Source organism: Chthonobacter albigriseus (assembly GCF_013839445.1).
Classification (GTDB): domain Bacteria; phylum Pseudomonadota; class Alphaproteobacteria; order Rhizobiales; family Pleomorphomonadaceae; genus Chthonobacter; species Chthonobacter albigriseus.
The window spans coordinates 128,735-154,556 of the sequence record NZ_JACDIT010000009.1; the positions used below are offsets into that span (position 1 = coordinate 128,735).

Genomic DNA, 25,822 nt, shown 5'->3' on the forward strand with positions numbered 1-25,822 from the left:
CTGGCGATCATTCAGCAGCGGCTGTGGTCACCACATCCGCCGGCTCATAGTTGAGGATCGGCGCCAGCCAGCGTTCCATCTCGGCGACGCTCATACCCTTGCGCGCGGCGTAGTCCTCCACCTGGTCGCGCTCGATCTTGCCTACGCCGAAGTAGTGGCTCTCCGGATGCGCCAGATAGAGCCCCGACACGGCCGAACCCGGCCACATCGCGTAGCTCTCCGTCAGGTGGATCCCGGCTTCGGCCGTCGCGTCGAGCAGTTCGAACAGCGTCTTCTTTTCCGTGTGGTCCGGCTGGGCCGGATAGCCCGGCGCCGGTCGGATGCCCTGGTACTTCTCCGCGATGAGGTCGGCCGGCGTCAGATCCTCTTCGAAGGCGTAGCCCCAGAGTTCCTTGCGTACGCGCTGGTGCAGCGCCTCGGCGAACGCCTCCGCAAGCCGATCTGCGAGCGCCTGGCTGAGGATCTTCGAGTAGTCGTCATTCGCCCGCGCGAACCGCTCGATCACCGCCTCCTCGCCGATCCCCGCCGTCACCGCGAACGCCCCGACGTAGTCTGCGATACCGCTGTCCTTTGGAGCGACGAAGTCGGAGATCGACACGTTCGCCCGCGTGCTGTCGCGTGCGATCTGCTGGCGCAGACCGTGGAAGGTGGCGAGCCGCTCCGTCCGCGTCTCGTCGGTGTAGAGCTCCACGTCGTCGCCCACCGCGTTGGCCGGCCAGAAGCCGACGACGCCGTTGGCCGTCAGCCACTTCTCCTCCACCATCTGCTTCAGCATCGCCTGCGCATCCTCGAACAACGCCCGCGCGGCCACACCGTAGCGGTCGTCCTCCAGGATCTGCGGATAAGTGCCCTTCATCTCCCAGGTCGAGAAGAACGGCGTCCAGTCGATATAGGGTGCGATCGCCGCCAGATCGTACGAACGGAACGTCCGTGTTCCGAGGAAGCTCGGCTTCACCGGCCGGTAGTCCGCCCAGTCGATGTCGAGCCGATTGGCCCGTGCATCCGCCAGCGACAGGCGCTTCTTGTCGCCCCGGCCGCGCGCATGCGCCTCCGCGATCCGCGCATACTCCCGGCGGACCTCCTCGACATAGGCATTGCGCTTCTCCCCCAGCATCGAGGAGGCGACGCCCACCGCCCGGCTCGCGTCGGTCACGTAGACGGCTTGGCCGCTCTTGTACTGCGGATGGATCTTCACTGCCGTATGGATGCGGCTGGTCGTCGCGCCGCCGATCAGCAGCGGCAGATCCAACCCCTGGCGCTCCATCTCCGAGGCCACCAGCACCATCTCGTCCAGGCTCGGCGTGATCAGCCCGCTGAGGCCGATGATGTCGACCTTCTCGGCCCGGGCGGTGTCGAGGATCTTCTGCATCGGCACCATGACCCCGAGGTCGATCACCTCGAAGTTGTTGCAGGCGAGCACGACCCCGACGATGTTCTTGCCGATGTCGTGCACATCCCCTTTCACGGTTGCCATCAGGATCTTGCCGGCCGAGGAGGACTCCGTGGAACCGCTCAGCGCCTTCTCCGCCTCCATGTAGGGCATGAGATAGGCGACCGCCTGCTTCATCACGCGGGCTGACTTCACCACCTGAGGCAGAAACATCTTTCCCGCGCCGAAGAGGTCGCCGACCACGTTCATGCCGGCCATCAGCGGCCCCTCGATCACATGCAGCGGCCGCTCCGCCTTGGCGCGCGCCTCCTCCGTGTCGAGGTCGATGAACTCGGTGATGCCGTGCACCAGCGCGTGCTCCAGCCGCTTCTCCACCGGCCAGGCCCGCCACGCCGCGTCCGCGACCTTCTCCTTGACCGCGCCGTCGCCCTTGAACCGCGGGGCGGCATCCACCAGCCGCTCCGTCGCGTCCGGCCGCCGGTTGAGCACCACGTCCTCGCAGAGCTCGCGCAATTCCGGATCGATGTCGTCGTACACGCCAAGCTGGCCGGCGTTGACGATGCCGAAGTCCATGCCCGCCTGGATCGCGTGGTAGAGGAACACCGTGTGCATCGCCTCGCGCACGGGCTCGTTGCCGCGGAACGAGAAGGACAGGTTCGACACGCCGCCGGAGACATGGGCGCCGGGCAGGTTCTGCCGGATCCAACGTGTCGCCTCGATAAAGTCCACGCCGTAGTTGTTGTGCTCCTCGATGCCCGTCGCGACCGCGAAGATGTTCGGATCGAAGATGATGTCTTCCGGCGGAAAGCCAACCTGCCGCGTCAGGATCTCGTAGCTCTTGGCGCAGATCTCGATCTTGCGCTCCAGCGTGTCGGCCTGCCCCTTCTCATCGAAGGCCATCACCACCACGGCCGCGCCGTATCGCTTCACCAGCTTCGCCTGCTGGATGAACGCGTCGACGCCCTCCTTCATCGAGATCGAGTTCACGATCCCCTTGCCCTGCAGGCACTTCAGCCCGGCCTCGATCACCGTCCACTTCGAGGAGTCCACCATGACAGGAACCCGCGCAATGTCCGGTTCCGCCGCCAACAGGTTGAGGAAGGTCACCATGGCCGCTTCGCTGTCGAGCAGCCCCTCGTCCATGTTGACGTCGAGGACCACCGCGCCGCCTTCCACCTGCTGCCGCGCAACCTCCAGCGCCGCCGCATGGTCGCCGTCCTTGATCAGCTTGCGGAACCGCGCGGAGCCGGTGACGTTCGTGCGCTCGCCCACCATGACGAAGTTGGCGAAGCCGGCTGTAGCGGCGGAGGATTCGGTCGTCGACATCGGGTGGGAAACCGCTCAGAGCTGGAGAAGATCACGGACGCGCGGGGACAGCCCGTCGCCGGAGAAAGGATTGACGATTTCGAGCCGGCCAAAGCGCTGGCTATCTTGCATGTCCTCGGAGAGGAGATGGGTGCAACCGGCCGCGTCCGCCGCCGCCACGAGATTGGCGTCCCAGATCGCGAGGCGCCGGCTTGCAGTGTGCTCCATCGCGGTCAGGAAAGACGAGCGAGTGACCGAAAAGCAGGGGTGATCCATTGCGAACCGCGCCAGGATCCCGCTGATCACCTCGGGTGGTCCGTGCAGCCGCTTGGTCAACACGCGATAGGCCTCCCCGAGCACCTGCAAGCCGAGCGGAGCACCCGCCACGTGACAAGCGCCGACGACAGCGACCGCGGCGAGACGTTTGGCCGGAAAGCGCTCGTCAAATGCGTAGACCAGGACATTCGTGTCTATCGTCCACACAGGTGTCAGTCACGCTCGTAGAGGTCGTCGCGCGAACCATAGTAGGGCTCGCCGTCCGACGCGAGCTTCAGCGACCGCATGTCGGCCGCGAGACGCTCCCAATCGGCCGCCCTCTGCTCCGGTGTCGTCGGCGTCAGCGGAGGCTCGACGTTCGGGCCATAGGCCGGCTTGGATCGGCCAGGTTCGTCTTTCCGCGTCCGTGCGCTCGCCATGCTTCCGTCTCCCAGTCCTCGCCCCATCGTATCACGCCGCGATCACCGTCGGTTCCAGGCCGCTCAGCCTCATGCGCGGCTCGATCCTCGGCGGAACGCGCGGAGCCACGCCCCTCACCGCTTCGGCGATCGCCGCGATGTGGTCAGGCGTCGTCCCGCAGCACCCGCCGACGATGTTGACGAGGCCAGAGCGCGCGAACTCGCCCACCAGTGCCGCCATCGCCGCCGGGCTTTCATCGTATTCGCCGAACTCGTTCGGCAGCCCGGCGTTCGGGTAGGCGCAGACCAGCGTATCCGCCACACGGGCGAGATCGGCCACGTGGGCCCGCATCTCCTTTGCCCCGAGTGCGCAGTTGAGGCCGATCGAGAAAAGGTCGGCATGCCGCACCGAATACCAGAACGCCTCCGCGGTCTGCCCCGACAGCGTCCGCCCGGACAGGTCGGTGATGGTGCCCGACACCGAGATCGGCAGCCGGACGCCCTTCTCCTCGAACACCTCCTCGGTAGCGAACAGCGCCGCCTTGGCGTTCAGCGTGTCGAACACGGTCTCGATCAGGATGATGTCCGCTCCGCCGTCGATCAGCCCGCGTACGGCCTCGCCATAGGCGATCCGCAGGTCGTCGAAGCTCACCGCCCGGAAGCCGGGATTGTTCACGTCGGGCGAAATCGACGCAGTCCGGTTCGTCGGCCCCACGGCGCCGGCCACGAAGCGCGGCCGCGACGGATCCCGCGCCTCCACCTCCCGGCACGCCTCCTTGGCGACTTTCGCGCTCTCGAAGTTCAACTCGTAGGCGAGCGCCTCCATTCCGTAGTCGGCCTGCGCGATCGTGGTCGACGAGAACGTGTTCGTCTCCAGGATGTCGGCGCCCGCCTCCAGATACTGCAGGTGAATACCCTTGATCACGTCGGGCCGGGTGATGGACAGGAGATCGTTGTTGCCCTTGAGATCGCGCGGCCAGTCCTTGAAACGCTCGCCGCGGAAGTCCGCCTCGCTCAGCTTGTGGCGCTGGATCATCGTGCCCATCGCCCCGTCGATCACCAGGATCCGCTTGGCAGCGGCCGCCCGCAGCGTCTCTTCGGTCTTGGAGAGTGTCTGGGTCATCACGAGATCCTTCCTGAACGCTTCCGCCGCACGGGCCGAACGCCCGGCGCCTTCTTCCAACTCAAGCCGCCTTCGCGCCTTCCGCCGGCACCGGCGTCTTCGGCCTCAGCCCCATCATGTGGCAGACGGCATAGACGAGATCCGCCCGGTTCATCGTATAGAAATGGAAGTCGCGATAGCCCCTGTCGACCAGGTCCATCACCTGTTCGGCCGCCACTGCCGCCGCCACCAACTGCCGCGTGGCCGGATCGTTCTCAAGGCCTTCGAAGCGCTGCGCCAGCCAGGTCGGCACGCTCGCTCCGGCCTTCTTGGCGAACACCGAGGTCTGCGCGAAGTTCACCACCGGCACGATGCCGGGGATGATCGGGATGTCGATCCCCGCCGCCCGCACCCGCTCCACGTAGCGTTCGAACAGGTCGTTGTCGAAGAAGAACTGGGTGATGGCCCGGTTCGCCCCGGCCTCCACCTTGCGCTTCAGGATCGCGATGTCGGCCGGCACGTCCGGGCTTTCCGGGTGCTTCTCGGGATAGGCGGAGACCGAGATGTCGAAGTCGCCGATCGCGCGGATTCCCTGGATCAGGTCGGCCGTCGAAGCGTAGCCCTCCGGGTGCGGCTGGTAGCGTGCGCCCACGCCGCCGGCCGGATCGCCGCGCAGCGCCACGATGTGCCGCACGCCGGCGGCCCAGTAGCCCCGCACCACGTCGTCGACTTCCGCCTTGGTCGCATCCACGCAGGTCAGGTGCGCCGCCGGCTTGAGGCTCGTCTCGTTGATGATCCGCGCCACCGTGTTGTGGGTGCGCTCACGCGTGGAACCGCCAGCCCCGTAGGTCACCGACACGAAATGCGGCGACAGCGGCGCCAGCCGTTCGATCGAGGCCCACAGCGTCTCCTCCATCTTCTCCGTCTTGGGGGGGAAGAACTCGAAGGATACGCCGAGGTCGAGCGCGCCGATGTTGTGCGAGAAGCGCATGGGGGACGTCCTTGTTGCTTTTTGCTTGGGTCAGGCGGTCTTCAGGAGGGCGGCGGCCTTGGCCATCTCGATGCGGCGATCCCGTGCCATCCACAGGGTGACCGTCAGCTTGGCCTTCGGCGAGCCGTCCACCGTCAGGTCGCGCACGGCCGACAGGTCGAGCCCCGCCGCCTCGATCCAGGCCTTCACCTGGTCGTGGCTGAAGCCGAGCCGCCGGTGCGCATGGTCGGTCCGCAGGAACTCCATGTCGTGCGGCGCGAAATCCACGATCAGCAGACGCCCGCCGGGCGCGACGGCGCGCGCCGCCTCGCGCAGGGCGCGGGCCGGGTCGTCCAGGTAGTGCAGAACCTGATGCACCAGCACCAGGTCGAAGGCGCTCGCCCCCACCGTCAAGGCGGTGATGTCGCCCTGCCGCACGTGGGCATGATCGATCCCCGCCGCGGCGAGGTTCGCCCGCGCCACCGAAAGCATGTCGTGGCTCATGTCGACGCCGACCCCGCGGGTGTAGCGGTCGGCCAGCACCGTCAGCATCCGGCCCGTTCCGGTGCCGATGTCGAGCAGGTTGTGAACGGGCGCGGTCCCGATCGCCTCGCGCACGGCGGCTTCCACCGCCGCTTCCGGCGCATGCAGCGACCGCAGCTTGTCCCACGAGGCGGCGTTGCGGGCGAAATAGGCTTGCGCCGCGGCCGCATGCGCTGCCTTGATCGCCTCAAGCCGGAGCCGGTCGCGGCCGAGCATCGGTTCGTCGGGATCGAGCTGCGCCAGGATAGTGCGCGCGATGGCAGCACCCTCCCCCTCCTCCGCCAGCCGGTAGTAGGCCCAGGCTCCCTCGGGCAGCCGCTCGATCAGGCCGGCTTCGGTCAGGAGCTTGAGGTGCCGCGAGACGCGCGGCTGGCTCTGAGCCAGAACTTCCGTCAGGTCCTTGACCGTGGCTTCGCCCTGCGCCAGCAGCGCCAGGACACGAAGACGGGTGGGTTCGCCGGCGCTCTTCAACGCGGTGACCAGGTCTGGAAGGGATGAACGCGCGGCAAGGTCCATGACGTGACCCGATGAAGAGAAGGACATAAACATATCTTTATGCCCTTCTCGCCTCCTTGGCAAGCACGCTCCACTGGCCGAACCGGGTTGGCGGCCGTCCCGGCCACCATGAAAAACGCCCGCGGCCGGAGCCGCGGGCGGGTTGGAAAACGGGGGCCGGCAAGGTTCAGCCGACCCGACGGGGTTTCCCCCCCCCGGCGATGCGGCTGCGCGCCACCCGCGGATCGGTCTCGATGAACGAAGCCACGGCGTCGCTGCGCTGCTCGGCCGTCAGCCTGTGCTTCCACGGGCCGACCTTCAGCAGCATTTGCACCGTGTTCATGCGCAGGCCGAGCGCACGCGCGATGGTGATGAACGGTTCGGTGTCGATGCGGACGAGCCAATGTTTGGCTTCCTCCAGCGAGAGGTCGCTGAGCTGGGCAAACACTGCCACAACGTCAGCAAACCGATCCTCCACAGCATACTGCATGAGGAGTGATTCCGACACCACGCGATGGCCGCCCTGATTGAGAAGTTTCTCCCAGGCGCTCTCGAAATCATACTGGCCGAGCCAGTAGCTGTTGCTCATACGCTCCGAGGCGAGGCGGGCCGCGTCCGACATCTCCCGGTCGGTCTGCCGCACGCCTTGTTCGGCGAGCGCGCGGCGCACATGCTCGGCGCCCTTCTCCGCGATTTCGGCGATTACCTCGTCCGGCGTGTCGCGGCGTCCGCCCAGTGCGCGGGCCGTCTCGTCGTCGCCCATCGCCTGCTCCACGATGCTCTGCAGCGACACCGGACCAAGCGCCGCGCCGTGATTGCCGGCGATGGTGCGCTTCACATCCAAGTCGCCCCGCAACACCACGACGTCGGTCACACCCTCGGAAAGGTTGCGGCGCGAGGCGATGGCGAGGAGGTGCGCCTTGCCCTTGTTTTCCGCCACGGCGATCAGGTCGCGTTCGTTCAACACCGGCGAGTGCTTCAGCACCGGCGCCGCCACCGCCTCGTCGTCATGGCTGGCGAAGCGTCGGACGACGCCCTCCGGCGCCCGGCGCAGCGGCGCTATCTTCTCCGCGGCGAACGCCAGCGCCTCCCGCTCGACCATGTCCGCAAGCCGCGTCAGAACCTCGTCATAGATTTCGATCTGCTCCAGCGTGCAGCGCTCGGACGCAAAGGCGAAGAGTGAGGCAACCCCCTTCATCAGCTCGTTGCGACGCGTCGACGACGGGTCGAGATCGAGGCTGCGGAAGTCGACGAGATGTGTTTCGATCATGGCGCTTCAGCATTTTGAATTTCTGACATGCTCACTCTAGCAGGCGTCCCTAGCGGATCTGTTTCGGGGACCGATTGAATTGTAATCAAACGTGCTTCTTGAAATAGCGCGTGGAAACAAGGGTTTGGGAGCATGGATATGCATAAAGAACATCGCGCGACGCCCCCGCTCACAGCTCCGGACGAGGTCGTGGTCTTCATCGGCCGGATCCGCACCCCATGGCTGACCCGGGCCGACTGCCCCCGCAATGTCCTCCGTGCTCGCGAGGCCGGCGGCAGCGCGCGCGTCGAGATCGACCCGGTCTATCGCCCGGGTCTTGCCAACCTCTCGGCCTACAGCCACGTGATCCTGCTCTACTGGATGGACGAGGCCGAGCGAGACTTGCTTGTCCAACGCCCCAGCCACGCCGACGGCCCGCGCGGCGTCTTCTCCATCCGCTCCCCCGCCCGTCCCAACCCCATCGCCTTGTCGGTCGCCCGGGTCCTCTCACTCAACGAATCCACCGGCCTGCTGGAAGTCGAGCAACTCGATTGCCGCGACAACACCGCCCTGATCGACGTCAAACCCTATCTCCCCACCATCGACTCCGTACCGGGCGCGACGGCAGACCGGTGAGACCCGAGGCTCACCCTTCCCAGATCCACTGCTCCGGGATCTTCACGGTGATCCGACCCGCTGCCGCATCTCCCGGCCGTTCCACGCTGGCAACCACGCCTCGTTTGCGGCGGGCGGCGGACACGAAGCCGAGTTCCAGGTCGTCGCGGCCGGGGTGGGCATCGGCGAGCGCCCGTCCGGCAAGGCGGCAGGGCGCATTGCACGCCTCCACAACCAGCACCGCGCCGCTCTCAAAGCTGATCCGCGTGCCGGCTGGCAGGAAGGAGAGCCGCGGCACGCCGCGGATCACCAGGTTGGCGCCGATCACGCCGGCGTCCACCGTCGGCAAGGACAGCGCCGCGGCCACCGCCGCGAGTTCCTCTTCCGAGATGATCGAGATCTGCCGGCCCGATCGGATCTCCGTGCCACGCGGATACCACGGCTCGCGTCCGCCGGACTTGCGCGTGAAGCCGGAATGGCCGTCGCCTGCGATGCCCTGGAAGGTCAGCTTCAGCGCCGCCACGGGGCGGGTCCGAAATCCCTTGCCGTCGCCGATGAGCACGTCCACGGCCTCGCCGCGGATCGAGCGTCCGGGCAGGAGTCGCGGATCGGATGTGATCGGGCTCAGCAGGTCCATGATCGGCTCCGGTTGACGGGCGGCACCGGCCCGTCGGGGGAACCGCACCTATACAACCCGGCCGATCCGGCGGGCAACCGCCCCCCAAGCGACGAGCAGGAACGTCGCCCGCCGATCGCCGCCGGGCCAGGCGGAGGGCGGCCGCTCCGCCACCCTCCGCCTGCGGCTCAGTTCAGCGCGTTGCGCAGCACCGCCACCCGCGAGATCACCAGCACGTCGACCGTCAGCACGGCGAGCAGCACCAGACCGGCGAGCGGAAAGGCGAACGAGATCGCCAGCATCAGCACCACCGCCCCTTTCCAGAGCGGCAGGTCCTTGGGCACCGGCGGCGCGGCGATCCGCAGCGCACCGGACGGCCGGCGCATCCACCACATCACCACGCCGGACACCGACAGGAAGATCACCGACAGGCAGAAGACCGTGTTGAACGCGAGGTTCCATAGTCCCAAGTCGCCCTCGTGCAGGGCCACGCCGACGGCCATCGCCTTCCCGGCGGGCGAGTAGTCGGCGTAGCGCACATCGGCCAGCACCTTGCCGGTGTACTGGTCGACATGGACGGTCCGGTCGGAGGTCGGATCCGGCGAATCGTTGCTCATCGAGTCCCGTGAGATCGTCCAGACGCCGGTTTCCCCCTTGGGCAGGTTCAGCTGGAACCGTCCGTCGAACCCCAGCGAGCGGGCCAGGCCCACCACGCTGTCGATTGTCACGGGCGTCCCGTCCGGGAGGCCCGTGACACCCGCGTTCGATCCGGAAGCCGGCAGCGGCGTCTGCTCCAGCGCCCACGGCACCTCCTTCGTCCCGCCATGGTTCATCGACGCGTGCGTCGCGTCCGACAGGGGGACGTTGTCCCACTTCTCGGCCGGGAAGGTGCTCCACGCCTGCACGTAGCGCTCGCCCCAGATGCCCGCCCAGGCCAGCCCCGACAGCAGGAACAGCACCAGTACGCCCGCCACGTAGAACCCGATGGTCTGGTGCAGGCTCTTCCACAGCGGTCGCCGCCGCGCGGCGACCTCGGGGACCAGCGCCCGACCCAGCGTCGTCCTGCCGCGCGGCCACCAGAGATAGACCCCGGTGACGATCAGCACGATTCCAAGGCTGGCCGCGATCTCGATCAGCCGGTCCCCGGTCACGCCGATCAGCAGCGTCCCGTGGATATCGTTGGCAAGATCGTACCAGCCGGCGCGCCGCTCGAAGCTGTCGAGCACGCTGCCGGTGGCCGGATCCACGATCACCGTGGTCGAGGCGCCGTCCGCGTCCACGCGGAACGCTGCCGCCCGGTCGGCCGCCGTCGGGGCGATGTACTGCGAAACGGTGCCGTTCGGCACAGCCTTGGCCGCGGCCTCGGCCAGCACGGATACCGCCAGCGGGGTTCCTCCGGCCACGGCGACGGCCTCGCCGTCGCGTCCGTAGAGGGCGGCGCTCCACAGCATGAGCAATCCCGTGGCGGCCAGCATGATCAGGAACGGTGCCACATAGAGCCCGGCGTAGAAGTGCCAGCGCCAGGCGGCGAAATAGAAGCGGTTGGCCGCCGATCGGCTGCTCGCACGATCGGTCTCGGCAACGATGTCGGTCATGGAATCCTCGTCTGATGGGTCTGGAAGCGGTTCGTCGGCGCCGTCACTCGCCGCACGCAGGGCGCACGAGGCGAGCCGGGTCGCGACGAACGGGACAGGGCGCCGCCGCAGCCGGCGCCGCGGCGCGTGCGCTGCGGCCTTCCGGCGGGGCGATCGAAGGCGACCGGACGAACCGGTCGCGGTCAGACGAGGAGGGGCGGTGCTCGGGGTGCGGGCGGCCAGCCGACCGGCGGAAGGCGCGCCGTCTCGGGGCTGATCGGCACGGCCGGCGCGCGGACGGCCACCGATGCTGGCGGATCCAGGCGGTCGCCTGGTGCGAGGGCGACGGCGAACGCGGCCTGGGTGCAGAGGATGCAGCAGAGCCCGGCATGGGCGCCGTGGTCGTCCGTGCGATCGGGTCCCGCGTCATCGGAAGGCGAGCAGATGATCCCGCCAATCGACATGCCGGGATTGGCATCGCCCTGCGGAAAGGACTGAAGCAGCAGCGCGTAGGCGACGAGTACCGTCGCCAAACCGCGTACCAGCTGCGTCCAGACCGTTTTCATCGAAAACATCCCCCGACGCGTTCGGTAGCATGCCGCCGTCGCTTCGAAAAGCCCGCTGCCCGGCGCTCTGCCGCAACGGAAAAGGCCGACGCGGATCGCTCCGCATCGGCCCCGGTCGTAGTCGGGATGGGGCGTCCTGCCCCGCCCTTACTTCTTGCCCCAGATCTTGGCGTACTCGTCGCGATACCCGTTGCCCGGGTCGAACGAGTTCTTGTCGCCGCCGTCGAAGGCGATGTTCTCGGTCGTCACCACATGCAGCGGCGAGGTGTAGCCCGACCACTCCGCGCCCTGGACCGCCCGGTTCAGTTCGTCCACCAGCTGCCAGCCCTGCAGGTTCAGCGGCTCGGCCACCGTCACCGACTGGTAGCTCTTCGACCGGATGCGCTGGTAGGCGCTCTCCGACCCGTCGCCCGCGGCCACCGCCTTCGGCGCGCCGTCCCCCGGAATTCCGGCGGCGGCCAGCGACGGCCCCATGAAGTCGAAGTAGATGTCGTTGATCGCCAGGCTGTGCGTCCAGCTCGCGCCGTACTTCTGCAGCAGCGCCGTCGTCAGCGTCGGCATGCGGTTCGAGGTGTCGGCGATCGGCGTGTCGACGTACTCCAGCACCGTGCCGCCCAGCTTCTCGATCGTCTCCTTGATCTTGTCGGCCTTGGCGATGGCGATGGCGTAGGTGCTGTCGGTGAAGATCACCACGCCCGGCTTGCCGCCGGCATCGGCAAAGGCCCACTGGGCCGCGGCTTCGGACACCTGCATGGCGTCGGTCGAGACGTTGGTGAAGATGCCGCTCGCCGGGTCTGGGCCGATCACCGGCCCCGCGTGCCAGCTCACCATCGGGATCTTCGCGTCGCGCGCCTGCGCCAGCGCCGCCTGCTGCTCCACGGCGTCGAAGCCGTTGATGATGATGCCGTCCGGCTTCAGGGCGAGCGCCTGGCCGAAGGCCGCAGTCCGGCTCTGGATCGAACCCGCGCCGTCGAGCACGCGCACCGTCCAGCCGATCGTCGCGGCCGCCTCTTCGACGCCCTTGGTGACGCCCAGGATGCCGCCGTTCTTCATGTCGCCGGCCAGCACCACGATGGTCTTGCCCTCGGCCGCCTTGGGGCCGGAGGTCGGGCCGTCCCAGGTCGTCTTCTGCCCGGCGTGCTTCTGCACGGCGGCCATGGCGTCCGAAACCGCGTCGGCATGAGCCGGCCCGATCAGGGCGAGCGCTGCCGCGCCGGCAAGGAAAGTCCTTCTCAGCATAATCGTCCTCCCACGTGTGATAACCGTTCAGGTCATTTCTTCACCGCGCCTTTGCGGCGCTGCGCATAGCCTGCGATGCCGATGGCGATCAGCAGGGTCAGCCCGTTGAACAGCGGCTCCACCCAGAACGAGCCGCCGAATTGCTGGATGCCGGAGATGCCGACCGCCAGGATCATCACGCCCACCACGGTGCCCCAGACGTTGACGCGACCCGGCTTGATCGTGGTGGAGCCCAGGAACGCGCCCACCAGCGCCGGCAGCAGGAACTCCAGGCCGACGGAGGCCTGTCCGATCCGGAGCTTGGAGGCGAGCAGCACCCCGGCGAGCGCGGTCATCAGGCCGGACGTGACGAACGCGCCCAGCACGAACTTGCGGGTCGGGATGCCGTTGAGTTCCGCCGCGCGCTGGTTCGCGCCGATCGCATAGAGGTACCGGCCGACGGGCGTGTATTCGAGCACGATCCACATCGCCACCGAGATCGCCAGCACGTAGAAGGCGGTGATCGGCAGCCCGGCGACGAAGGTCCCGTTGATGGCGTAGAACCCGTCCGGCAGGGCTCCCACCATCTGCCGGCCGCCGGTGTGCCACAGCGCAAGGGCGTAGAGCACCGTCCCGGTCCCGAGCGTGGCGATGAAGCTGTCGATCCGCGCCACCTCCACCAGGAGCCCGTTGAGAAAGCCCACCGCCGTGCCGAGCAGGAGCACGATCAGCACCGCGATCGGCCAGGGGATGCCAAGCATCGTCTGCAGCGAGATCGCCAGGATGTGCCAGAGCACGATCCCGTAGCCGACCGTCAGGTCGATCCGGCCGGCCACCATCGGCACCGTGGCCGCCAGCGCCAGCAGAGCGATGATCGCCTTGTCCGACAGGATCGAGCGCAGGTTCAGCATCGTCGGGAAGGTGTTCGGCAACAGCACCGAGAAGATCACAATCAGCCCGATCATCAGGATCAGCAGCCCGTACACCGGGATCAGCCGGCCGATCCGCTGGGGGAGCGTGGCGCCCGCCATCTCGTCGCGGGTGGGTTCGAGCGCATTGGATTCGATCGACGGCATGATCGGTGTCTTTCAAGCGGCTTCACCGGCCGAGGCGGCCTGGATCAGGGATTCGGTTGACAGTTCGACGCCGGAGAGTTCGGCCACAGGCCGCCCGCGGCTGAACACGATGGCCCGGTGGCAGATGTTGGCGATCTCCTCGAAGTCGGTGGAGACCACCAGCACGCCCATGCCCGAGGCGAGCGCCTGGAACAGCAAGTGATAGATCTCCGCCTTCGCCCCCACGTCCACGCCGGCCGTCGGGTCTTCGGTGATCAGCAGCCGGCGGTTCGCGTCGAGCCAGCGCCCCACCACCACCTTCTGCTGGTTTCCGCCGGACAGCGCCTCGATGGCGAGCGTCGGATCGTTGGGCGACAGCCCCACCTTCCGCCCCACCGCCTCCGCCACCGCCCCCTCGCGCGACGGCGCCATCAACGCCAGCAGGCTGCGGCCCGTCGCCGAGGGGTTGAGGAACGCGTTTTCGCGGATCGAGAGGCCCGGCGCGATGCTCTCGTGCACCCGGTCCCGCGCAACGAAGCCGATCCCCGAACCCATCGCCGTCTGTGCGGTGGAAAGGTCCGGCGCCCGACCGTCCAGGACGACGCGGCCGGCGTGCGGGATCACGCCGAACAGCGCCCGCCCGATGTCCTCGTGCCCGGCTCCGCGCAGGCCGGCGAGGCCCAAGAGCTCGCCGCGCTGGATGGAGAAGCTCACCGGCCCTACCTGCGGCGTCGCCAGGCCCTCCACCTTGAGGATCTCGGGACCCGATTGCACGGCAGGTCGGCTGATCTCGCGCGCCTTGCGCCCGACGATCAGGCCCACCAGCTCTTCCGGCGTGGTGTGGTCGACGCTGCGCATGCCCACCATCTGGCCGTCCCGCAGCACCGCGACGCGGTCGGCGATGCGGAAGATCTCGTCCAGTCGGTGGCTGACGTAGATCATCCCGACGCCCTTGGCCTTCAGCGGGCGCAGCGCCGCGAACAGGCGCTCCACCTCGTCCGCCGGCAGGCTCGCGGTCGGTTCGTCCAGCACCAGGAAGGCGCAGTCCGCGGCAAGCGCCCGAGCGATCGCCACGAGCGACTTCTGCGTCCGCGTCAGGTTCGAAACTCGCACCGTGGCCGGGAAGTCCGCCTCCACCAGCGCCAGCGCCCGGTCGGCCATTGCCTCCGTCGCTGCCCAGTCGATCCGGCGCCCCTTGCGCCGGTAGCCGAGCGACAGCGCGATGTTCTCCGCCACGCTCATCCACTCGATCAGCCCGAGGTCCTGGTGGATGAAGGCGACCGCCTGCCCGCCCACCTGGCCCGCCTTGTGGGCATAGGGAACCCCGTCGACGAAGACGCCGCCCTCGTCGGGCCGGTGGATGCCGCCCAGCACCTTGATCAGCGTCGACTTGCCGGCGCCGTTCTCGCCCAGGAGCGCAACGATCTCGCCCCGTCCGACGCGCAGCGAGACGCCGCGCAGCGCCTGCGTGCCGCCGAACGACTTGACGACGCGATCGAAGAACAGGCCGTCGCTGGCCGTCATGATGGCATCTCCCCCCTGACCGGCAGACCCTGGTGTCCTCCCAGGTTTACCGGTAACGTTGAGCGGAGGGTGATCCTCTCGCCGTGGCTTGTCAAGGCACAAAAGTTATCGATAACATCGCGGCATTCTGACGCCGGAGAGACCGGGATGGAGCGCAAGCCCAAAGCCAATCTGGAGGACATCGCGCGCGCGACCGGCGTCTCCAAGATGACCGTCAGCCGGGTGCTGCGCGGCGGCAGCGGCTTCTCCGACGAAACACGCGATCGCGTCATGCGGGCGGCCGACGACCTCGGCTACGTGCCCAACCGGCTCGCCCTTGCCTTCGGCCAGGAGCAGTCGTCCACCCTCGTCGGCGTCTGCGTCCCGCGCCTCACCTCCGGCCTCTTCGGCCACGTCCTCGACGGTGTCGACCGCGCCCTCTCCCGCCTCGGCTACCAGACCATGATCGGCAGCCACAACCACGCGCTGGAGGCCGAGGAGGCTTGGCTCCGGCAGGTCGTTTCCTGGCGCCCCGCCGGCGTCATCCTCTCCAACCGCCACCATACCGCCGGAACCATCGACCTCCTGCGCAACGCCGCGGTTCCTGTCGTGGAGATCTGGGACCTGACCACCAGCCCGATCGACATGGCGGTCGGCTTCAGCCACTTCGACTGTGGCGTGGAGATCGGCCGCTTCCTGGTCCGCCGTGGCCGCCGCCGCGCCGGCTACGTCGGCGCGCTGTCGCGGGCGGACGTCATGGGCGCTGCCCGGCTGGAGGGTTTCGCCAGCGCGCTGTCCGACGCCGGCCATCCCCTCGCCGACCGCGAGGTGCTGCACGACAGCCCCGGCTTCTACCCCGGCTACTACGGCCTGGAGACCCTGCTCGCCCGCAGGAGCGACCTCGACGTGGTTTACTTCCACAACGACGAGATGGCGATCGGCGCCCTCGCCTGCTGCCAGGCGCACGGCATCCGCGTGCCCGACGACCTGGGCATCGTCGGCTGGGGCGGCATGGAAGCGGCCTCCGTTCTGCCGCGCCGTCTCACCACCACGGTCGTGCCCACCACCGCGATCGGTAAGCTCGCCGCCGAGGCCCTCGTCGCGCGCTTGAAGGGCGAACCGGTCGACGACGTCACTGTCGTCCCCACCCGCCTCGTCCCCGGCGAAACGGTATGATCACCGTCACGGCCGCTGCACACCGGATCGGTTGAGCGTCAGCCCGTAGAGGCTCGTCGTCGCGGTGATGAACAGCTGCTGCTTGGCCCGTCCTCCGAAGCAGACGTTGGAGACCAGCTCCGGCACCAGGATCTTGCCCATCAGGTGCCCGTCCGGGGCGATGCAGTGCACCCCATCCGCCGCCGACGACCAGAGGTTCCCGTCCGTGTCCACCCGGAACCCGTCCGCGCAACCCGGCTCGATCGCGTGAAACAGGCGCCCTTCTCCGGGCCGCCCGTCGCGCATCGGATGAACGCGGATGTGCCGCGGGTCGGCGGAAAACATCCGCCCCGTGTCGGCCACGTAGAGCAGGCTCTCGTCCGGGCTGAACGCCAACCCGTTCGGGCAGTTCATGTCCGTGATGACGGCCTCGAGCGTCCCGTCCGGATCCACCCGGTAGACGTTGCACGGGAGCTCCTGCTCGGCGCGATAGCCCTCGTAGTCGCTCATGATCCCGTAGTGCGGGTCGGTGAACCAGATCCCGCCGTCCGCGGCCACCACGACGTCGTTCGGCGAATTGAGCCGCTTGCCCTGGTAGCGGTCGGCGATCACGGTGACGGTGCCATCCCACTCCCTCCGCGTCACCCGCCGCGTCCCGTGCTCGCAGGAAATCAGCCGCCCCTGTCGGTCCCGCGTGTGCCCGTTGGCGTAGTTCGAAGGCTGGCGATAGGTGGTTACCCCTTCGCCCGGCGTGTACCGCACGATGCGGTTGTTGGGGATGTCGGAGAAGAGAAGACATCCCGCGTCGCCGAACCACACCGGCCCCTCCACCCAGTCGAACCCGGTGGCGAGCCGCTTCACCGGCGCGTTGCCGAGCACATAGGTCGCGAACACCGGATCGATCACCTCGAAGAACGACATGTCTTCACAACTCCCCTGGCCGGAACCGCCGGCCTCTGACCCGATCGATGGCACCGCTGCCGGCCCGCCGTCAACGAGCGCGGCACGGCCTTCACCGCTTCAGCTGAAAACGATCTGCGCCTTCATCGCCTGGCCGCGGTCGGAGGCCAGCTGGAACGCCGTCTCCGCATCCCGAAGCGGCACGGTGTGCGTGATCAGCGGCTTCACGTCGATCAGTCCCGCCCGCATCAGCTCCACCCCGACTGCGAATTCCGCGTGGAACCGGAATGAACCACGCAGCTCCAGCTCCTTGGCCGTGATCGCCATCATCGGAAGCGTCATGTCCCCGCCCAGCCCGAGCTGCAGGATCACCCCGCGCGGCCGCAGCGCCGCGATTCCTGCAGCCAGCGCCGGCGCCGCGCCCGAGCACTCGTAGAGCACGTCGAAATGGCCCTTGTTCGCCGAGTAGCCGGCCAGCCCGTCTGGCTCGGCCGCCATGTTCACCGTCCGGTCCGCCCCCACCCGTCGCGCCATCGCGAGCGTGAAGTCTGAGAGGTCGGTGGCCACGATCTCCGCCGCGCCGGCCCGCCGGGCGGCCAGGATGGCGAGTTGGCCGATCGGTCCGCAGCCCGTCACCAGCACGCGCCTGCCCAGCATCCCGCCGGCCCGCGTCGTCGCGTGCAGCGTCACCGCGAGCGGCTCGGCCATCGCCGCTTCGCCGGGCGAAAGCCCGTCCGCCGGCACGCACTGCGCCGCGTCCGCCACCAGCACCTCCCGGAACGCCCCCTGGATATGGGGAAACGGCATCGCCGACCCGTAGAACCGCATTGCCAGGCACTGGTTCAGCAGCCCTTCCAGGCAGTATCGACAAGCCCCGCAAGGTCGCGACGGCGACACCGCCACAAGTTGGCCCAGGCTGAGGTGGCTGACGCCGGCACCGAGCGCCTCCACATGCGCGGACACCTCGTGCCCCAGGATCATCGGCTCTTTCAGCCGCACGGCCCCGAAGCCGCCGTGGTTGTAGTAGTGCAGGTCGGAGCCGCAAACCCCGCCGGTGGCGAGCCTCAGCCGTACCTCCCCGGGCCCGGGTTCTCCCGCGTCGCGCTCCTCGATCCGGAGGTCGCGGGCGGCATGGATCACGATGGCTTTCATGGCTGGCTGTCCGGTCAGAGCACGGGCGTGGGAAGTGGGCGGCCAGCGAAATGCGCCGAGAGATTGTCGCGCAGCAGCTGCCCCATGGCTTTGCGGGTCTCGATCGTGCCGGACGCGTGGTGCGGCTGCAGCAGCACGTTCGACAGGGCGAGGAACCGCGGGTTGAGGTTCGGCTCCCCCTCGAACACGTCGAGCGCGGCTGATCCCAGCCGCCCGGTCTCCAGCGCGTCGAGCAGCGCGCCTTCATCGACGTTCGAGGCCCGGCTGATGTTGATCAGCATGCCCTCCGGACCGAGTGCGTCGATCACCGCCGCCCCCGCGATATGCCGCGTTGCCGCCGACGCCGCCAGCGTCACGAACAGGAAGTCCGACCGGGCGGCGAGTTCCACGGGATCGGCCACATAGGCCCACCCGGGCGCGGCATAGGGCTTCTCCGTCACATTCGTATAGGCGATCGACATGTCGAAGCCGGCCAGACGCTTCGCCACCTCGTAGCCGATGCGTCCCAGCCCGAGCACCCCGGCTCGACGCCCCCATACTCGTCGCTTCAGCGGGTAGAGCCCCTTCGCCGCCCAGCTGCCGTCTCTCACCCAGGTCTCCGCCCCGATCATTCCGCGCGACAGGGTCAGCATCATCGCCACGCCAAGGTCGGCGACATCGTTGGTCAGCACGTCGGGCGTGTTCGTCACCCGGATGCCCCGCTCCCGGCAGGCGGCAAGATCCACCGCGTCGTAGCCGACGCCATAGACCGAGATGACCTCGAGATTGGGGCAAGCCGCGATCATCGCCGCATTCGCACCGAGTTCGCCCCGCGTCGCGATCCCTCGCACCGACGGCCCAACTGCGGCCAGAAACGCAGCCTTGTCTGCGGCTTCGAAATAGCGGTGCATGACGAAAGCCTCGTCGAGAGGCACCTGGTCCCATTCAGGGTACGGGCCGACTTGCAGAACATCCGGGCGGGGCACAGTCTTCTCCTGGTTCGATTGCACCTTGACAGGTGATGTTATCGATAACATAAACGCCATCGAAGCGGCTTGTCGAGACCGAAAACGGAGATGCATGTGGCGAACGGATTGTTCGATCTCACCGGCCGGCGGGCCCTGGTCACCGGCTCGTCCCAGGGCATAGGCCTGGCGCTTGCCAAGGGCCTCGCCGAAGCCGGCGCCGAGGTCGTCCTCAACGGCCGCGACGAAGCCAAGCTCGCCGCCGCGGCCGCGACCGTTCCGGGCGCCCGCACCCTACCCTTCGACGCCACCGACCATGCCGCCGTCCGCGCGGCCGTCGACCGCTTCGAAGCTGAAGTCGGCCCGATCGATATCCTCGTCAACAACGCCGGCATGCAGCACCGCGCGCCTCTGGAGGACTTCCCCGCGGATGCCTTCCAGCGACTCCTCCAGACCAACATCGCCACCGTGTTCAACGTCGGCCAGGCCGTCGCCCGGCACATGATCGGCCGCGGCGCCGGCAAGATCATCAACATCGCCTCGGTGCAGACCGCCCTCGCCCGCCCGTCCATCGCGCCCTACACCGCCACCAAGGGCGCGGTCGGCAACCTCACCAAGGGCATGGCCACCGACTGGGCCCGCCACGGCCTGCAGGTGAACGCCATCGCCCCCGGCTACTTCGACACGCCGCTCAACGCCGCCCTGGTCGCCGACACGGCCTTCTCAGCCTGGCTGGAGAAGCGGACCCCGGCCGGCCGCTGGGGCCGCGTCGAGGAACTCGTCGGCGCCTGCGTCTTCCTGGCGTCCGGCGCCTCCTCCTTCGTGAACGGACACGTGCTCTATGTCGACGGCGGCATCACGGCCTCGCTCTGAACCCGGCCGGCTGGTGCTGATGGGCGTCGCCGGCAGCGGCAAGTCTACCGTCGGCGCAGCCCTGTCCGCCGCCCTCCGCGTGCCCTATGCCGACGGCGACGATCTCCACCCGGCCGAAAACATCGCCAAGATGAGCCGCGGCGAGCCGCTCACCGACGACGACCGCTGGCCGTGGCTCACCCTGGTCGCCGAGGCGCTCGCCGACGGCGCGCCGCTGATCATCGGCTGCTCGGCCCTGAAGCGGCGCTACCGCGACCACATCCGCGCCCGTGCCGGCGGCCCGGTCGTCTTCGTGCACCTCGCCGGCTCGCGCGCCCTGATCGAGGGCCGCATGGCCGTCCGGCCGGGTCACTTCATGCCCACCTCGCTGCTCGACAGCCAGTTCGCGGCGCTGGAACCACCCGCACCGGACGAGGCCGCCTTCACCGTCGACATCGCCGCGCCACTGCCCGTCGTCGTCGCGCAAATCGTGGCCGAACTGGAAGGAAGAGACCGATGAGCAACCGTCTCGCGCTGATCGGCGCCGGCGCGATGGGCGGCGCCATCGGCACCCGCCTACTGCAGACCGGCAACCGCCTCGCAGTCTTCGACCTCGACCCCGCCAAGGTCGCCCTGCTGGTAGAGAAAGGCGCTGTCGCGGCCGCTTCCGCCGCCGCCGCCGCGGCCGAGGCGGACGCCGTGATCCTCAGCCTCAACGCCGCCCGTATCGTCCGTGCCGCCCTGTTCAGTCCCGGAGGCGTCGCAGAGGGCGCGCGTCCCGGCACTCTCGTCATCGACATGTCCTCCATCGACCCGGAGTCGACCCGCTCGATCGCGGCCGAAGCCGCAGAGCGGGGCCTGCGCTTCGTCGACAGTCCGCTCTCCGGCGGCGCGCCCAAGGCGCTCGTCGGGCAGTTGACCCTGATGGCCGGCGGCTCGGCCGCCGATGTGGCCGCCGCCGAGGCGATCCTCCGCGACGTCGCCTCCAACATCACGCACATGGGCCCTTCCGGCGCAGGGCAGACCACCAAACTCATCAACCAGGTACTGTGCGGCCTAGGCTTCCTCGCCGTCGCCGAAGCGACCGCCCTCGCCGAAGCGGCTGGCGTCGACGCCGCGATGATCCCCAAGGCCCTGAAGGGCGGACGCGCCGACAGCGCCATCCTCCAGGAGTACATGCCTCGCTTCGTCGCCCGCGACTACCGGCGAACCGGCCGCATCGACAACATGGTCAAGGACCTCGCCGGCGCGCAGGACCTCGCCCGCGCCACGCACACCGCCATGCCGCTCACCGCCATCTGCGCGGAGATCCACCGCATGCTCACCGCCGCCGGCCTCGGCGGCGAGGATCAGGCCGCCCTGATGGAATTCTTCAAGCGCCCCGACAAGGACATCGCCCCATGATCACCCGCTACGCCCTGTTCGAGGGCGAGATCGCCGCCGGCCGCACGCAGGACTTCCGCGACGCCATCCTCACCGAGGTGTTGCCCACCTGGAAGGCCTTCCCCGGTGCGCTCGCTGTCCGCGTCACCTTCGCCGAGGAACGGGACGAGGGCGCTCCCGCCTATCCGCTGATCCTGGCGATCGACTACCCAGACCTCGCCGCCGTCGAGGCCGCGCTCGCCAGCCCGGCCCGCGCCGTCAGCCGCGCCGCCACCCAGGGCGTCCTCGCCCGCTTCTTCACCGGCCGCATCCACCACCACGTCACCACCGCCCACAGCTACGCCGTCTGACCCCGTCGGCGGACTTGCCCGGTCCGGCTGCCCTTCGTGTACCCTTCCGCCCAGGAATCACGGCCGATGCGATGAACCCGCCGAAGAGACAGCCGACCATGGCCGACGTCGCCCGCCGGGCGAACGTCTCGCCGATGACCGTGTCCCGCGCCTTCAAGCGTGACGCCTCGGTCAGCGACGCGACACGCGAGGCGATCCTCGCCGCCGCCGACGACCTCGGCTACGTCTTCGATTCCACCGCCTCCAACTTCCGCTCCCAGCGCAGCGACTTCGTCGCCGTCACCATTCCCTCGATCAACAACGCCAACTTCGCCGACACCGTCGGCGGCTTGATCGAGGGATTGAAGGAATCAGGCCTTCAGACGCTGCTCGGCTACACCAACTACGACATCCAGGAGGAGGAGCGTCTGATCGAGCAGCTGCTGCGCCGCCGCCCCTGCGCCATCGTCGTCACCGGCGGCAAACACACCCCGCGGGCACGCCGCTTGTTGGAGAACGCTGGAATACCGGTCGTCGAGACCTGGGATCTGCCGGCAGCACCGATCGGTCATGTCGTCGGCTTCTCCAACGCCGCCGCCGTCCGGGCGATGGTCGACCACTTCGTCGAAGCCGGCCGCCGCCGCATCGCCTTCATCGGTGGCGACGCCGATCGCGACACGCGCGGTACCGACCGCCGCGCCGGCTTCGTCGCGGCCATGGAGGCGCACGGCTTGGACGCTTCGCGCCTGATCGCCGCCGGCGCACCGCCGATCTCCATGCGCGAGGGCGCCGAGGCCATGGCCTTGCTGCTGGAGCGCTTTCCGGACACCGAGGCGGTGATCTGCGTCTCCGACCTCTCCGCCTTCGGCGCGCTCACCGAATGCCAGCGCCGCGGCGTTCCCGTGCCTGGGCGCATCGCCATCGGCGGCTTCGGCAACTACGAGATCGGCGACGTTTGCGTGCCGAGCCTGACCACCATCGACCCCTACCCCCGCCTGATCGGCGAGGAGACCGCCGGCCTGATCCGACAGGCGCTCTCCGGCACGCTCACCGAGCCAACCCGGATCGGGATTTCCCCGCGCCTGGTGCTGCGCGAAAGCGCCAGTTGACCTTTCGAACCGCCGCCGCGCTCAGCCCTCGCCCGCATCCCACGGCCATGCGCCGCTCCGCTCGCGTACGGCTTTCTTGGCCGCTTTCAAAAGCTTCTCGAACCCGGGCGCGAACGGTTCGGCAAGCGACCGTTCCAGCACGGCCATCACCGCGTTGAGCGCCCAGAGCTCCGCATCGTCCTCGATCGCCTCCCGCAGCCCCTCGCCGTTCTCGTCCTCCAGCACACGCTGCAGGAACTCGAACAGCACCAGCGCCTCGTCGCGCTCCAGTGCAATCCCCACCGGTCCGTTGTCCGCCATCGACGCCACGCCTTCTGTCAGAGCCAGTCCGCCGTCGTCACCGCACGGCCACGATGAACACGCGCGGAAACCGCAGCAGCACCCGCCCGTCCGCCCGCCGCGGATAGGCCTCGGCGATCCGCGCCTGGTAGAGCGCCAGATACGCCGCCTGCTCCGCCGCGTCCAATCGGTCCAGGAACGGCTTCAGCCCCGTGCTTCGCACGAAGTCCACCACCGCCTCGGGCCCGGGCAGCGCGTGGTTGTACGCGGTGTGCCAGATCTCCAGCCGCCGCACCCGCGGCGCGAGCCGATCGTAGATCTCGCCCACCGACGCCAGCGGTGCCCGCGCCGCCCCAGCGAGCCGGTCGCCCCAACCGCCGGCGCGCGCCGCCTCCGTCATCAGCCGATGGCTCGGCTCGGTGACATTATCCGGCATCTGCACGGCCATCACGCCACTGTCCGCAAGCAGCCCGACGAGCCGCTCCATCGCCGACAGCGGATCGGGCACCCACTGCAACACCGCATTGGCAAAGAAGAGGTCCACCGGCCCGTCTGGCTCCCACGTCGCCGCGTCACCGGCCACGAAGCGCGCCGAAGGCACCCGCGACCGCGCCGCCTCCAGCATCGCCGGCGAGGTGTCGAACCCCGTCACCGCCGCCTCCGTATACCGCCGCGCCAGCAGTTCGGTCGAGTTCCCCGGCCCGCAGCCGACATCCACCACCGCCCGCGCCTCGGCCAGCGGCACCGCGGCCAGCAGGTCCCGCGCCGCCCGCGTCCGCTCGTCCTCGAACGTCAGATAGGAGGAGGGAGACCAGTCGGACATCGCTCGGCTCAAGGCTTGGGAGATCGGGAACCTGGGTGTCGGATCGCGGCCGGCGGTTCGCTGAGCGACTCGCCGTTGCTGAACGAAACCGTGCCGCGCTGCCCCCCAGTGCCAGCTTGGGCGGCAGCGATGTCGAATTGAACACACGCCACAACGAACAGAGCGGGACGAAGGAAGCCAGGTTGAAGAGGCTGCGCTCGAAACGGCTGCGAAAGACCGTTTCGGGGACGCCGTGCCCCCTTCCGCCATGAGCCCCCTACCGCGTTAGCGGCTTGTACTTGATCCGCCGCGGGTTCACCGAATCCGCCCCCAGCCGCCGCTTCTTGTCCTCTTCGTAGGCCTCGAAGTTACCCTCGAACCATTCCACGTGGCTGTCGCCCTCGAACGCCAAGATATGCGTCGCCAGCCGGTCCAGGAACATGCGATCGTGGCTGATCACCACGGCGCAGCCGGCGAAATCCTCCAGCGCGTCTTCAAGCGCCGACAGCGTTTCCGTGTCGAGGTCGTTGGTCGGTTCGTCGAGCAGCAGCACGTTGGCCCCGCTCTTCAGCATCTTGGCGAGATGCACCCGGTTGCGCTGACCGCCGGAGAGCGAACCCACCTTCTGCTGCTGGTCGCCGCCCTTGAAGTTGAAGCTGGAGCAGTAGGCGCGGCTGTTCACGTCCTTCTTGCCGAGCGTGATCACGTCGAGCCCGCCGGAGATCTCCTCCCACACAGTCTTGTTCGGGTTGAGCGCGTCGCGGCTCTGGTCCACGTAGCCGAGCTGCACCGTCTCGCCCAGGCGGAAGCTGCCCGCGTCCGGCTTCTCCTGCCCCGTCACCATCCGGAACAGCGTGGTCTTGCCCGCGCCGTTCGGCCCGATGATGCCCACGATGCCGCCCGGCGGCAGCTTGAACGACAGGTTGTCGATCAGGAGCCGGTCGCCATAGCCCTTGGAAAGCCCGTCCACCTCCAGCACCACGTCGCCGAGCCGCGGGCCGGGCGGAATGATGATCTGCGCGGTGCCGAGCGTCTGGCGCTCCTCGTTGCGGCGCAAGAGCTCGTCGTAGCTCTTGATACGAGCCTTGCTTTTGGCTTGCCGGGCCTTGGGGCTCGCCCCGATCCACTCGCGCTCGCGCTCGAGCGCCCGCTGCCGGGCGGCCTCTTCACGGCCTTCCTGCGCCAGGCGCTTGGCCTTGGCCTCCAGATAGGCCGAGTAGTTGCCCTCGTAGGGAATGCCGCGGCCGCGGTCGAGCTCCAGGATCCAGCCCGTCACGTTGTCCAGGAAGTAGCGGTCGTGGGTGATGATCAGCACGGCACCAGGGAACTCGCGCAGGTGCTTTTCCAGCCACGCCACCGATTCCGCGTCGAGATGGTTGGTCGGCTCGTCCAGGAGGATCAGGTCGGGCGCTTCCAGGAGCAGCCGGCAGAGCGCCACCCGGCGCTTCTCGCCGCCCGACAGCGTGGTCACGTCGGCGTCGCCCGGCGGGCAGCGCAGCGCGTCCATCGCCATCTCGACCTTGGAATCGAGGTCCCAGAGGTTCTTGGAATCGATGATGTCCTGCAGCTTGGCGGCCTTCTCGGCGTTCTCGTCCGAGTAGTCCATCATCAGCTCGTTGTACTGGTCGATCAGCGCCTTGTCCTTGGCGACCCCGTCCATAACGTTGCCGAGCACGTCCTTGGCCGGATCCAGCTGCGGTTCCTGCGCCAGGTAGCCCACCGTCGCGCCCTTGGCCAGCCACGCCTCGCCGGTGAACTCCTTGTCCATCCCGGCCATGATCCGAAGCAGCGTCGACTTGCCCGATCCGTTCGGCCCCAGCACGCCGATCTTGGCGTCCGGGTAGAACTGCAGGTGGATGTTGTCGAGCACCTTCTTGCCACCACCATAGGACTTGGTGAGGCCGTGCATGTAATAGATGAACTCGCGCGCCATGGTCGGTCCGTGGGCCTTCGATCAAGGGGGATTGTCTGGCGCGTCTTCTATCCCGCTGTTGTCCGCGATGGAAGAAGAAATGCCGCCCCTGAACGGTCCCGGCCCGGGA

General features: G+C 68.4%; 24 protein-coding genes and 2 pseudogenes. 7 read left to right on the plus strand and 19 right to left on the minus strand.

Features of this window, described 5'->3' with window-relative positions; translation table 11 throughout:
• Positions 1–7 precede the first annotated feature (7 nt).
• The 7 genes and pseudogenes from metH to HZ321_RS19060 form a co-directional block, all read right to left on the minus strand.
• Positions 8–2,674, minus strand: a pseudogene (gene metH / locus HZ321_RS19030) (methionine synthase); the annotation flags it as partial.
• A gap of 57 nt (positions 2,675–2,731) precedes the next feature.
• Complete coding sequence (locus HZ321_RS19035; protein ID WP_181703980.1) at positions 2,732–3,178, minus strand: PIN domain-containing protein; 447 nt, start codon at positions 3,176–3,178, stop codon at positions 2,732–2,734.
• Positions 3,179–3,183: 5 nt separating this feature from the next.
• Positions 3,184–3,390, minus strand: coding sequence for a hypothetical protein (locus HZ321_RS19040; protein WP_181703981.1), 207 nt, complete (start codon positions 3,388–3,390; stop codon positions 3,184–3,186).
• A 49-nt stretch (positions 3,391–3,439) separates the two neighbouring features.
• Positions 3,440–4,492, minus strand: a pseudogene (locus HZ321_RS19045) (homocysteine S-methyltransferase family protein); the annotation flags it as partial.
• 61 nt (positions 4,493–4,553) lie between these two features.
• Positions 4,554–5,462: a methylenetetrahydrofolate reductase [NAD(P)H] gene (metF, locus tag HZ321_RS19050; RefSeq protein WP_181703982.1), complete on the minus strand. Its 909-nt coding sequence runs from the start codon at positions 5,460–5,462 to the stop codon at positions 4,554–4,556.
• Between the two features lie 30 nt (positions 5,463–5,492).
• Positions 5,493–6,527, minus strand: coding sequence for an ArsR/SmtB family transcription factor (locus HZ321_RS19055; RefSeq protein ID WP_244636009.1), 1,035 nt, complete (start codon positions 6,525–6,527; stop codon positions 5,493–5,495).
• Between the two features lie 139 nt (positions 6,528–6,666).
• Positions 6,667–7,749, minus strand: a complete 1,083-nt coding sequence (locus HZ321_RS19060) for a DUF2336 domain-containing protein (RefSeq protein ID WP_181703983.1) — start codon at positions 7,747–7,749, stop codon at positions 6,667–6,669.
• 138 nt (positions 7,750–7,887) lie between these two features.
• On the opposite strand from HZ321_RS19060, the gene tsaA reads away from it, so the two are divergent.
• Complete coding sequence (gene tsaA, locus HZ321_RS19065) at positions 7,888–8,364, plus strand: tRNA (N6-threonylcarbamoyladenosine(37)-N6)-methyltransferase TrmO (protein WP_244636017.1); 477 nt, start codon at positions 7,888–7,890, stop codon at positions 8,362–8,364.
• 10 nt (positions 8,365–8,374) lie between these two features.
• Here tsaA and HZ321_RS19070 read toward each other — a convergent pair whose 3' ends face one another.
• From HZ321_RS19070 to HZ321_RS19095, 6 genes are all read right to left on the minus strand, one after another.
• Positions 8,375–8,980, minus strand: coding sequence for an MOSC domain-containing protein (locus HZ321_RS19070; RefSeq protein ID WP_181703985.1), 606 nt, complete (start codon positions 8,978–8,980; stop codon positions 8,375–8,377).
• A 167-nt stretch (positions 8,981–9,147) separates the two neighbouring features.
• On the minus strand, positions 9,148–10,554 hold the full coding sequence (locus tag HZ321_RS19075) for a PepSY-associated TM helix domain-containing protein (RefSeq protein ID WP_181703986.1): 1,407 nt from the start codon (positions 10,552–10,554) through the stop codon (positions 9,148–9,150).
• 182 nt (positions 10,555–10,736) lie between these two features.
• Complete coding sequence (locus HZ321_RS19080) at positions 10,737–11,099, minus strand: DUF2946 family protein (RefSeq protein WP_181703987.1); 363 nt, start codon at positions 11,097–11,099, stop codon at positions 10,737–10,739.
• A gap of 147 nt (positions 11,100–11,246) precedes the next feature.
• The gene (locus HZ321_RS19085) at positions 11,247–12,338 is read right to left on the minus strand and encodes a substrate-binding domain-containing protein (protein WP_181703988.1); all 1,092 of its coding nucleotides are present in this window, start codon (positions 12,336–12,338) and stop codon (positions 11,247–11,249) included.
• Between the two features lie 32 nt (positions 12,339–12,370).
• Entirely contained in the window at positions 12,371–13,393 is a 1,023-nt protein-coding gene (locus tag HZ321_RS19090; protein WP_181703989.1) for an ABC transporter permease, read from the minus strand.
• 12 nt (positions 13,394–13,405) lie between these two features.
• On the minus strand, positions 13,406–14,896 hold the full coding sequence (locus HZ321_RS19095) for a sugar ABC transporter ATP-binding protein (protein ID WP_181703990.1): 1,491 nt from the start codon (positions 14,894–14,896) through the stop codon (positions 13,406–13,408).
• Between the two features lie 147 nt (positions 14,897–15,043).
• Between HZ321_RS19095 and HZ321_RS19100 the strand changes: the two genes are divergently transcribed.
• Positions 15,044–16,051: a LacI family DNA-binding transcriptional regulator gene (locus HZ321_RS19100; RefSeq protein WP_181703991.1), complete on the plus strand. Its 1,008-nt coding sequence runs from the start codon at positions 15,044–15,046 to the stop codon at positions 16,049–16,051.
• A gap of 6 nt (positions 16,052–16,057) precedes the next feature.
• On the opposite strand, the gene HZ321_RS19105 is transcribed toward HZ321_RS19100, so the two are convergent.
• The 3 genes from HZ321_RS19105 to HZ321_RS19115 all read right to left on the minus strand — a co-directional run bounded on the left by HZ321_RS19105 (position 16,058) and on the right by HZ321_RS19115 (position 19,098).
• Positions 16,058–16,951, minus strand: coding sequence for an SMP-30/gluconolactonase/LRE family protein (locus HZ321_RS19105; RefSeq protein WP_181703992.1), 894 nt, complete (start codon positions 16,949–16,951; stop codon positions 16,058–16,060).
• Positions 16,952–17,050: 99 nt separating this feature from the next.
• Positions 17,051–18,082, minus strand: coding sequence for an L-idonate 5-dehydrogenase (locus tag HZ321_RS19110; RefSeq protein ID WP_181703993.1), 1,032 nt, complete (start codon positions 18,080–18,082; stop codon positions 17,051–17,053).
• A 14-nt stretch (positions 18,083–18,096) separates the two neighbouring features.
• On the minus strand, positions 18,097–19,098 hold the full coding sequence (locus HZ321_RS19115) for a 2-hydroxyacid dehydrogenase (protein ID WP_194304071.1): 1,002 nt from the start codon (positions 19,096–19,098) through the stop codon (positions 18,097–18,099).
• Between the two features lie 45 nt (positions 19,099–19,143).
• On the opposite strand from HZ321_RS19115, the gene HZ321_RS19120 reads away from it, so the two are divergent.
• The 5 genes from HZ321_RS19120 to HZ321_RS19140 all read left to right on the plus strand — a co-directional run bounded on the left by HZ321_RS19120 (position 19,144) and on the right by HZ321_RS19140 (position 22,699).
• On the plus strand, positions 19,144–19,899 hold the full coding sequence (locus HZ321_RS19120; RefSeq protein WP_181703995.1) for an SDR family oxidoreductase: 756 nt from the start codon (positions 19,144–19,146) through the stop codon (positions 19,897–19,899).
• On the plus strand, positions 19,868–20,398 hold the full coding sequence (locus HZ321_RS19125) for a gluconokinase (protein ID WP_181703996.1): 531 nt from the start codon (positions 19,868–19,870) through the stop codon (positions 20,396–20,398). The genes HZ321_RS19120 and HZ321_RS19125 overlap by 32 nt, the downstream gene beginning before the upstream one ends.
• Entirely contained in the window at positions 20,395–21,282 is an 888-nt protein-coding gene (locus HZ321_RS19130) for an NAD(P)-dependent oxidoreductase (protein WP_181703997.1), read from the plus strand. The genes HZ321_RS19125 and HZ321_RS19130 overlap by 4 nt, the downstream gene beginning before the upstream one ends.
• Positions 21,279–21,611 carry a hypothetical protein gene (locus HZ321_RS19135; protein WP_181703998.1) on the plus strand — a complete coding sequence of 111 codons (333 nt, stop codon included), beginning with the start codon at positions 21,279–21,281 and terminating at the stop codon, positions 21,609–21,611. Before HZ321_RS19130 ends, HZ321_RS19135 begins: the two co-directional genes overlap by 4 nt.
• 98 nt (positions 21,612–21,709) lie before the next feature.
• Positions 21,710–22,699, plus strand: a complete 990-nt coding sequence (locus tag HZ321_RS19140) for a LacI family DNA-binding transcriptional regulator (protein ID WP_425305419.1) — start codon at positions 21,710–21,712, stop codon at positions 22,697–22,699.
• 21 nt (positions 22,700–22,720) lie between these two features.
• Here HZ321_RS19140 and HZ321_RS19145 read toward each other — a convergent pair whose 3' ends face one another.
• From HZ321_RS19145 to ettA, 3 genes are all read right to left on the minus strand, one after another.
• Positions 22,721–22,999, minus strand: coding sequence for a hypothetical protein (locus HZ321_RS19145; protein WP_181704000.1), 279 nt, complete (start codon positions 22,997–22,999; stop codon positions 22,721–22,723).
• 37 nt (positions 23,000–23,036) lie between these two features.
• Entirely contained in the window at positions 23,037–23,801 is a 765-nt protein-coding gene (gene tam / locus HZ321_RS19150) for a trans-aconitate 2-methyltransferase (protein WP_181704001.1), read from the minus strand.
• A 256-nt stretch (positions 23,802–24,057) separates the two neighbouring features.
• Positions 24,058–25,713, minus strand: a complete 1,656-nt coding sequence (gene ettA, locus HZ321_RS19155) for an energy-dependent translational throttle protein EttA (protein ID WP_181704002.1) — start codon at positions 25,711–25,713, stop codon at positions 24,058–24,060.
• Between the last annotated feature and the right edge of the window lie 109 nt (positions 25,714–25,822).

What these genes read in the sequence shown, in the direction of transcription:
- HZ321_RS19105 (WP_181703992.1), bottom strand. Translation starts at nt 16,951, where the DNA reads ATGTCGTTCTTCGAGGTGATCGATCCGGTGTTCGCGACCTATGTGCTC.
- HZ321_RS19110 (WP_181703993.1), bottom strand. Translation starts at nt 18,082, where the DNA reads ATGAAAGCCATCGTGATCCATGCCGCCCGCGACCTCCGGATCGAGGAG.
- HZ321_RS19145 (WP_181704000.1), bottom strand. Translation starts at nt 22,999, where the DNA reads ATGGCGGACAACGGACCGGTGGGGATTGCACTGGAGCGCGACGAGGCG.
- HZ321_RS19070 (WP_181703985.1), bottom strand. Translation starts at nt 8,980, where the DNA reads ATGGACCTGCTGAGCCCGATCACATCCGATCCGCGACTCCTGCCCGGA.
- metF (WP_181703982.1), bottom strand. Translation starts at nt 5,462, where the DNA reads ATGCGCTTCTCGCACAACATCGGCGCGCTCGACCTCGGCGTATCCTTC.
- HZ321_RS19060 (WP_181703983.1), bottom strand. Translation starts at nt 7,749, where the DNA reads ATGATCGAAACACATCTCGTCGACTTCCGCAGCCTCGATCTCGACCCG.
- HZ321_RS19085 (WP_181703988.1), bottom strand. Translation starts at nt 12,338, where the DNA reads ATGCTGAGAAGGACTTTCCTTGCCGGCGCGGCAGCGCTCGCCCTGATC.
- HZ321_RS19075 (WP_181703986.1), bottom strand. Translation starts at nt 10,554, where the DNA reads ATGACCGACATCGTTGCCGAGACCGATCGTGCGAGCAGCCGATCGGCG.
- HZ321_RS19135 (WP_181703998.1), top strand. Translation starts at nt 21,279, where the DNA reads ATGATCACCCGCTACGCCCTGTTCGAGGGCGAGATCGCCGCCGGCCGC.
- HZ321_RS19115 (WP_194304071.1), bottom strand. Translation starts at nt 19,098, where the DNA reads ATGTTATCGATAACATCACCTGTCAAGGTGCAATCGAACCAGGAGAAG.
- tam (WP_181704001.1), bottom strand. Translation starts at nt 23,801, where the DNA reads ATGTCCGACTGGTCTCCCTCCTCCTATCTGACGTTCGAGGACGAGCGG.
- ettA (WP_181704002.1), bottom strand. Translation starts at nt 25,713, where the DNA reads ATGGCGCGCGAGTTCATCTATTACATGCACGGCCTCACCAAGTCCTAT.
- HZ321_RS19095 (WP_181703990.1), bottom strand. Translation starts at nt 14,896, where the DNA reads ATGACGGCCAGCGACGGCCTGTTCTTCGATCGCGTCGTCAAGTCGTTC.
- HZ321_RS19130 (WP_181703997.1), top strand. Translation starts at nt 20,395, where the DNA reads ATGAGCAACCGTCTCGCGCTGATCGGCGCCGGCGCGATGGGCGGCGCC.
- HZ321_RS19040 (WP_181703981.1), bottom strand. Translation starts at nt 3,390, where the DNA reads ATGGCGAGCGCACGGACGCGGAAAGACGAACCTGGCCGATCCAAGCCG.
- HZ321_RS19125 (WP_181703996.1), top strand. Translation starts at nt 19,868, where the DNA reads ATGTCGACGGCGGCATCACGGCCTCGCTCTGAACCCGGCCGGCTGGTG.
- HZ321_RS19055 (WP_244636009.1), bottom strand. Translation starts at nt 6,527, where the DNA reads ATGTCCTTCTCTTCATCGGGTCACGTCATGGACCTTGCCGCGCGTTCA.
- HZ321_RS19080 (WP_181703987.1), bottom strand. Translation starts at nt 11,099, where the DNA reads ATGAAAACGGTCTGGACGCAGCTGGTACGCGGTTTGGCGACGGTACTC.
- HZ321_RS19090 (WP_181703989.1), bottom strand. Translation starts at nt 13,393, where the DNA reads ATGCCGTCGATCGAATCCAATGCGCTCGAACCCACCCGCGACGAGATG.
- HZ321_RS19140 (WP_425305419.1), top strand. Translation starts at nt 21,710, where the DNA reads ATGGCCGACGTCGCCCGCCGGGCGAACGTCTCGCCGATGACCGTGTCC.
- HZ321_RS19100 (WP_181703991.1), top strand. Translation starts at nt 15,044, where the DNA reads ATGGAGCGCAAGCCCAAAGCCAATCTGGAGGACATCGCGCGCGCGACC.
- tsaA (WP_244636017.1), top strand. Translation starts at nt 7,888, where the DNA reads ATGCATAAAGAACATCGCGCGACGCCCCCGCTCACAGCTCCGGACGAG.